The 6,922-nt window shown below is 66.5% G+C and carries 5 protein-coding genes; all 5 read right to left on the bottom strand.

All coding sequences use genetic code 11. The features are described from left to right. Positions 1-174: 174 nt before the first annotated feature. Positions 175-1,254, bottom strand: a complete 1,080-nt coding sequence (gene purM / locus ACFWF2_RS10200; RefSeq protein WP_189030046.1) for a phosphoribosylformylglycinamidine cyclo-ligase — start codon at positions 1,252-1,254, stop codon at positions 175-177. Positions 1,255-1,342: 88 nt separating this feature from the next. Further along, complete coding sequence (locus tag ACFWF2_RS10195; protein WP_379306574.1) at positions 1,343-3,028, bottom strand: ABC transporter ATP-binding protein; 1,686 nt, start codon at positions 3,026-3,028, stop codon at positions 1,343-1,345. Then, positions 3,021-3,977, bottom strand: a complete 957-nt coding sequence (locus tag ACFWF2_RS10190; RefSeq protein ID WP_379306572.1) for an ABC transporter permease — start codon at positions 3,975-3,977, stop codon at positions 3,021-3,023. The genes ACFWF2_RS10195 and ACFWF2_RS10190 overlap by 8 nt, the downstream gene beginning before the upstream one ends. Next, positions 3,977-5,017, bottom strand: a complete 1,041-nt coding sequence (locus ACFWF2_RS10185; RefSeq protein ID WP_379306579.1) for an ABC transporter permease — start codon at positions 5,015-5,017, stop codon at positions 3,977-3,979. Before ACFWF2_RS10185 ends, ACFWF2_RS10190 begins: the two co-directional genes overlap by 1 nt. A gap of 53 nt (positions 5,018-5,070) precedes the next feature. Continuing rightward, entirely contained in the window at positions 5,071-6,687 is a 1,617-nt protein-coding gene (locus ACFWF2_RS10180; protein WP_379306570.1) for an ABC transporter substrate-binding protein, read from the bottom strand. Positions 6,688-6,922 lie beyond the last annotated feature (235 nt).

Genomic DNA, 6,922 nt, shown 5'->3' with positions numbered 1-6,922 from the left:
GTGCACACACAGGACGCTCGTCGTGTTCGCCGCCTCGAGGCCCCGACCACCCCGAGCCGACAGGCACTTACCCCTTCCGTCGGGGTTAGCCGTTCCTGCGGCGTGCAAACCACTACAAACACATGAGCCGGGTCGCAGCAGCGACCCGGCTCACGTGGTGAAGGCTGTTGTGCGTCAGAACCTGGGGTGGTCGCCCAGCAGGACGGCACGCGGCGCGCCGGCGTCGGCGGCCTTCTTGACCTGGCCCAGGGTCCAGCAGTCGATGTGGCGGGCGGTGAGCACCGCCAGCGCGCGATCGGCGTCCTCGGGCGCGACGATCGCGACCATGCCGACGCCCATGTTGAACGTCTTCTCCATCTCGGCCCGCTCGACGCGACCGCGCTGGGCGATCATCTTGAACACCGGCGCCGGGTTCCAGGTGCCACGGTCCAGCTCGGCGACCAGGCCCGCGGGCAGCACGCGCGCCAGGTTGGCGGCCAGACCGCCACCGGTGACGTGCGAGAAGGTGCGCACATCGGTCTCGGCGATCAGCGCCAGGCAGTCCTTGGCGTAGATGCGGGTCGGCTCGAGCAGTTCTTCACCGAGGGTGCGGCCGAACTCCTCGACGTAGCCGGTCAGCGACATCCGGTCGATGTCGAGCAGGACCTTGCGGGCCAGGCTGTAGCCGTTGGAGTGCAGGCCCGAGGAACCCATCGCGATGACGACGTCACCGGGGCGCACCCGGTCGGGGCCGAGCACCGAATCGGCCTCCACGACACCGACGCCGGTGGCGGACAGGTCGTAGTCGTCCGGGTCCATCAGGCCGGGGTGCTCGGCGGTCTCGCCGCCCAGCAGCGCGCAGCCTGCCTTGATGCAGCCCTCGGCGATGCCGGAGACCAGCTCGGCGACCTTCTCCGGGATGACCTTGCCGATGGCGATGTAGTCCTGCAGGAACAGCGGCTCGGCGCCACAGACCACCAGGTCGTCGACGACCATGGCGACCAGGTCGAGGCCGACGGTGTCGTGCTTGTCCAGCGCCTGGGCGACGGCGATCTTGGTGCCGACGCCGTCGGTGGACGCGGCGAGCAGCGGCTCCCGGTATCCGCCCTTGAGCGCGAACAGACCGGCGAAGCCGCCGATGCCGCCCTGCACCTCGGGTCGGCTGGCCTTCTTCGCCAATGGTCCGAACAATTCGACGGCGCGGTCACCGGCTTCGATGCTCACGCCTGCCGCAGCGTAGGAAGCGCCTGCACCGCTGGGTGTCTGTTCAGTCATTGTGGGGGAAAGCTCCAAACCGAATCGGCGGATAGATGCCTAGTAACTCTAAGTGATCCGCCGGTTCAGCTGTCGTGCGGCTCCTAGCTCATTGTTCCAGCTCGGTGGCCAGTGCGGGTGATTTGCACCGGTCGGCGGCGTTCTCCGCCCGGCGGCTGCGCTGTTGCACAGGATCCGGTACCGGAACAGCGGCGACGAGGCGGCGGGTGTACTCGTGCCGGGGGTTGCGCAGAATCTGCTCGTTGTCGCCTTCCTCGACACAGGTTCCGTCGCGCAGGACCATGATCCGATCGGCGAGCTGGTCGACGACGGCGAGGTCGTGACTGATGAACAGACACGCCCACCCGCAGCCGCGCTGCAGATCGGCGAACAGCTCGAGTACCGCCGCCTGCACCGAGACGTCGAGCGCGCTCGTCGGTTCGTCGGCCACGAGCAGGTCGGGGTCGAGTACCAGCGCTCTGGCCAGGCTCACCCGTTGCCGCTGGCCGCCCGACAGCTCATGCGGATAGCGGTTCTCGGTGCCCGCGGGCAGCCGCACGTCGTCGAGCATGTGCCTGACCCGCTCGCGGATGCTCGCGCGATCACCGACGCCGTGCACGACGAGCGGTTCGGCCACGCACTCGCCGACGGTCAGGCGCGGGTTCAGCGACCCGGCCGGGTCCTGGAACACGAAACCGAAGCGCCGCCGGATCGGCCGCAGCTTGCGCTGGGACAACTCGGCGATGTCCTGTCCGCGAATCAGCACCCGCCCCGAGGTCGGCCGCTGCAGCGCCGCCACGCACCGCCCGATGGTCGACTTGCCCGACCCGGACTCGCCGACCACACCGAGGGTCTCCCCCGGCCGGATCCGCAGGCTGACCCCGTCGACGGCCCGGAACGCGGGCCGCCCGAACGGTCCGGGGAACTGCACGACCAGATCGCTGACATCGAGCACCGGCTCGGCATCCGGATCGATCACGGGCCGCTCGATAGTCGCCGCCCCCAGATGCGGAACAGCGTCGAGCAGCGCCCTGGTGTACTCGGCGCGCGGGCTGGCGAACAGCTCGTGCACCGGCGCCTGCTCGACGACCTCACCCGCCCGCATCACCACCACCCGATCGGCCAGGTCGGCGACGACACCCATGTTGTGGGTGATCAGCACGATCGCGCTGCCGAGCCGGTCGCGCAGATCGCGCAGCAGTTCCAGGATCTCGGCCTGCACCGTCACGTCCAGCGCCGTGGTCGGCTCGTCGGCGATGATCACCTTGGGTTCGCACGCGATGGCGATGGCGATCATCACGCGTTGCTTCTGCCCGCCGGAGAGCTGATGCGGGTAGTAGTCGACCCGGTGCTCCGGATCGGGCAGCCCGACCGTGCGCAACAGCTCGATCGCCTTGGCGCGCGCGTCTTTCCGGCCCATCCCGCTGTGCGCGCGCAATGCTTCGCAGATCTGGAAGCCCGCGGTGAACAGCGGGTCGAGCGCGCGGGCTGGCTCCTGGAAGATCATCGAGACCTCGCCGCCGCGCAACGCGGTCAGCTGCTTCTCGGTCATCGCGGTCACCGCGCGGTCACCGATGCTGACCAGCCCGCGCACCTGCGCGGTGTGCGGCAGCAGCCCGATCGCGGTGCGCGAACTCACCGACTTTCCGGATCCGGACTCGCCGACGATGGCGAGCACCTCGCCGGGAAACACCTCGTAGGACACAGTGCGCACGGCCGCGACGGGCCCGCTGTCGGTCGCGAAGGTCACCGACAATCCGGCGACCGACAGTGCGGGCGTGCGGGTTTCAGTCATCGACCGTCTCCTTCTCTTCGACCGTGGTGACCGCCCGGCGCGTCCGCAACAGCGGGTTCAGCGTCTCGTCGATACTCTCCCCGACCAGCGTCATCCCGAGGACGACGAGCACGATCGCGGTGCCGGGGAAGATGGAGGTCCACCAGATCCCGTTGGACACATCGTTGAGTGCCTTGTTCAGGTCATAACCCCATTCGGCCGCCTGGGTCGGTTCGATGCCGAACCCGAGGAAGCCGAGCGCGGCCAGCGTGAGAATGGCGTCGGCGGCATTGATGGTGATGATCACCGGCAGCGACCCGGTGACATTGGACAGGATGTGCCGGAACATGATTCGCGCCGTCGACGCACCGGTGACCCGCGCCGCGTCCACATACGGTTCCGTCTTCACCGCCACCGTCGCATTGCGGACGACCCGGAAGTATTGCGGCACATACACCACCGTGATCGCGATGGCCGCCGACAGCATCCCGCCGAGACTGCTCGACGTCCCGCCCGCGACGACGATCGACACGACGATGGCGAGCAGCAGCGACGGGAACGCGTAGATGGCGTCCATGACCAGCACCAGCACCCGGTCCACCCACCGCCCGACGTACCCGGACAACAGCCCGAGCGGCACGCCGACCAGCAACGAGAGCACCACCGCGATCACGATCACCAGCAACGCCGTCCGCGCACCGAACAGCACCCGGGAGAACACGTCCTCGCTGCGCACCGAGGTACCGAACCAGTGCTCGGCCGACGGCGGCTGCTGCGACACGAAAGCCACACCGTCGGAAGAGTTCTGGGCGAGACCATAGGGGGCAAGCAGCGGCGCGAACACCGCGACGAGCACGAACACCGCGACCAGAACCAGCCCCGTGATGAGCGTGACCCGTTGCAGTCCAGCGGTCTTCGTCAGGAGATCGGCGCCCGGCAGGCGCCGCCTTGTGACGGTTGCCGTGCTCATCAGAACCTCACCCTCGGGTCGATCAGCGCGACGATCGCGTCGACGACGAAGCTCATCACCGCGACCACCAGTGCGATGAACGCGACAATGCCCTGCACCGCAATGAAATCGCGCGCCCGCAGATACTCGGCGAGCTGATAGCCGAGGCCTTTCCACTCGAAGGTGGTCTCGGTGAGCACCGCGCCGCCGAGCATCATCGCGATGCACATGCCCATCACCGTGATGATCGGGATCAGCGCATTGCGCACCGCGTGCCGCCCGGTGACCACGCGCGAAGACAACCCTCGCGCCCGCGCCGCCTCGACGAAGTCGCTGCGCAGCGTCTGGATCAGGTTCACCCGCACCAGCCGCAGGAAGATGCCGCCGGTGAGCAGCCCCAGGGCGAGGGCGGGTAGCACCGCGTGTTCGAGCACGTCGAGCACATAGGACGGGTCGCCGTAGAGGATCGCGTCGACGATCAGGATGTTCGTCTTCGGCGAGACATGTTGCAGCGCGAGCTCGACATCGGTGCTGGCCCGCCCGCCGACCGGGAACCAGCCAAGCCACACCGAGAAGATCAGCTTGAACAGCATGCCGACGAAGAACACCGGGGCCGCGTAGGCCAGCACCGCCGAGAACCGCAGCACCGCGTCCGAGGTCGAATCCCGGTGTGTCGCCGCGTATCTGCCCAGCGGCACGCCGACGGCGAAGGCGACGACCAGCCCCCAGAACACCAGCTCGAACGTGGCAGCGCCGTAGGTGATCACCACCTCGCTGATCGCCTGGTTGTCCTGGGTCCGGCCGAAATCACCGTGCAGGAATCCGGTGATGTACTCCCAATATTGGACCAGTATCGGCCTGTTGAGCCCGGCCGCTTCCTTGCGCTGTTCGATCTGATCCTGGGTGAGCCGACCACCCATGGCCGCGCTGATCGGGTCGCCGATCACCCGCATCAGGAAGAACACCACCGTCACCAGCAACCACGCGGTCGGCAGAATCAGCAGCAGCCGAATCAGCAGGTACCGCAGCAAAGCCACCTGGCGGGAACCCCCGCCGCGCATCCACCCGAAACGCTGCGCCCGGATCAGCGATCCGGGCGCAGCGGGTACGTCACTCACTTGCTCAGTACCGTGAACCGGAACTTGAACGAGCCGTCGAGGGTCTGCTCGACACCGGCGACGCCGGGCTTGGACACCGCGACCTGCTTACCCGAGAGCAGCGGCAACGTCGGCAGATGGTTCTGCGCCAGGTCGGTCTGGATCTTCTGCAGCAGCTCGGCGCGCTTGGCCGGATCGGACTCGGTGGTCTCGGCGGTCAGCTGGGCATTGATGCCGGGGTTCTCGAAGTGCGACTGCAGGAAGTTGTTCGGCCCGAAGAACGGCGAGAGGTAGTTGTCGGCGTCCGGGAAGTCGGGGAACCAGCCGAACTGGTACATCGGGTAGCCGTCGGAGGCGCGTTCCTTCTGGTAGGTGACCCATTCGGTGGACTGCAGGTTCACCTTGAACAGGCCGGAGGCCTCGAGCTGCGACTTGACCGCGGCGTATTCCTCCGAGGAGCTGGAACCGTAGTGGTCCGGGTTGTACTGCAGGTTCAGCGTCACCGGGGTGGCGACCCCCGCGTCGGCCAGGAACTTCGCCGCCAGTGTCTTGTCCGGCTTGGCGCCGTAGAGCTGCTTCAACGGCTCGGCCGCGCCCGTCATGCCCTGGGGCACATAGCCGTACGCGGGCTGATAGGTGTTCTTGTACACCGAGGAGGCCAGCGCTTCCCGGTCCACCGAGGACGCGAGCGCCTTGCGCACTGCCAGCTTCTGCTCGGGGGTGTTGCCCGGCATGGTGTTCATGTTGAACACGATGTAGCGCAGCTCGCCGCCGGGTCCGTCGGTGACCTTCACCTTGGAATCGGCACGGAGCGAGTCGATGTCGGTGGGCGTGAACGAGCGGTAGCCGACGTCGATGGCGCCGTTTTGCAGGTCCAGCTTCAGGTTGTCGGAGGTGGCGTAGTACTTGGTCGACACCGTGGTGTTCTTCGGCGTGCCGAGGATGCCCTGGTAGGCGGGGTTGGCCTGGTACTCGACCAGCTTGTTCTTGTCGTAGCTGGTGATCGTGTACGGACCCGAATAGCCCTTCGCCGCAACGACTTCCTCGTCGGTGGCCACCTTGTCGGCCGAGAACACCTTCTCGTCGACGATCGGGCCCGCCTGGGTCGGCAGGATGGTCGGGAAGGTCTGATCGTTGGCGACCTTCAGCGTGAACGCGACGGTGAGATTGTCGACCACATCGGTCTTGTCGAGATTACCGAGCAGCGACGCGGGACCGTGCGGATCGTTGATCTTCAGCATCCGGTCGAAGGAGAACTTGACGCTCTTGGCTGTCAACGGATTTCCGTTGGCGAATGTCAGTCCGGATTTGATCTTGCACGTGTACACGGTGGGCGCGGTGAACTCGCACTTCTCCGCCGCATCGGGCTTGGGTGTGGTGTCACCGGGCGCGAAATTCAGCAGATACGAATAGATCTGGTTCTCCACCAGCAGCGAGCCGTTGTCGTAGGCGGCGGCCGGGTCGAGCGAGAAGATCTTGTCCGTGGTGCCGACGACCAGCCCCGCGCCGGAACCCGCCTCATCGGTGCGGCCCGAACCACAGCCGGCCAGCGCGGCGGCGACGACAGCCGCGACACCCACTGCGGCAACTTGTTTCGCGCGATTCTTGCGAACGCTCAGTGCACTGTTCAACATCAGATCCCATTCTCGAACGCCACGTCGGCGCCGCACCCGGATCACAGGTGCGACGACAACGCGGTGAGCTAGCGATATAACGGGGGACCGTACAGGCGAACCATTACCGCCCAGTATCAATTCGTGCGAAAAATTGCGGGTATGTTATGAACTAATCTTACGAAATTATCGGTTACCGGAATTACTTGCGTACACAACACAAAAAGGGCCGATCAGGTTTATCCTGACCGGCCCT

The sequence above is a fragment of the Nocardia sp. NPDC060259 genome, from assembly GCF_042728775.1.
In the GTDB taxonomy this organism is placed as follows: domain Bacteria; phylum Actinomycetota; class Actinomycetes; order Mycobacteriales; family Mycobacteriaceae; genus Nocardia.
This window is presented reverse-complemented; position numbering and strand designations above follow the sequence as displayed.

What these genes read in the sequence shown, in the direction of transcription:
- purM (WP_189030046.1), bottom strand. Translation starts at nt 1,254, where the DNA reads ATGACTGAACAGACACCCAGCGGTGCAGGCGCTTCCTACGCTGCGGCA.
- ACFWF2_RS10195 (WP_379306574.1), bottom strand. Translation starts at nt 3,028, where the DNA reads ATGACTGAAACCCGCACGCCCGCACTGTCGGTCGCCGGATTGTCGGTG.
- ACFWF2_RS10190 (WP_379306572.1), bottom strand. Translation starts at nt 3,977, where the DNA reads ATGAGCACGGCAACCGTCACAAGGCGGCGCCTGCCGGGCGCCGATCTC.
- ACFWF2_RS10185 (WP_379306579.1), bottom strand. Translation starts at nt 5,017, where the DNA reads ATGCGCGGCGGGGGTTCCCGCCAGGTGGCTTTGCTGCGGTACCTGCTG.
- ACFWF2_RS10180 (WP_379306570.1), bottom strand. Translation starts at nt 6,687, where the DNA reads ATGTTGAACAGTGCACTGAGCGTTCGCAAGAATCGCGCGAAACAAGTT.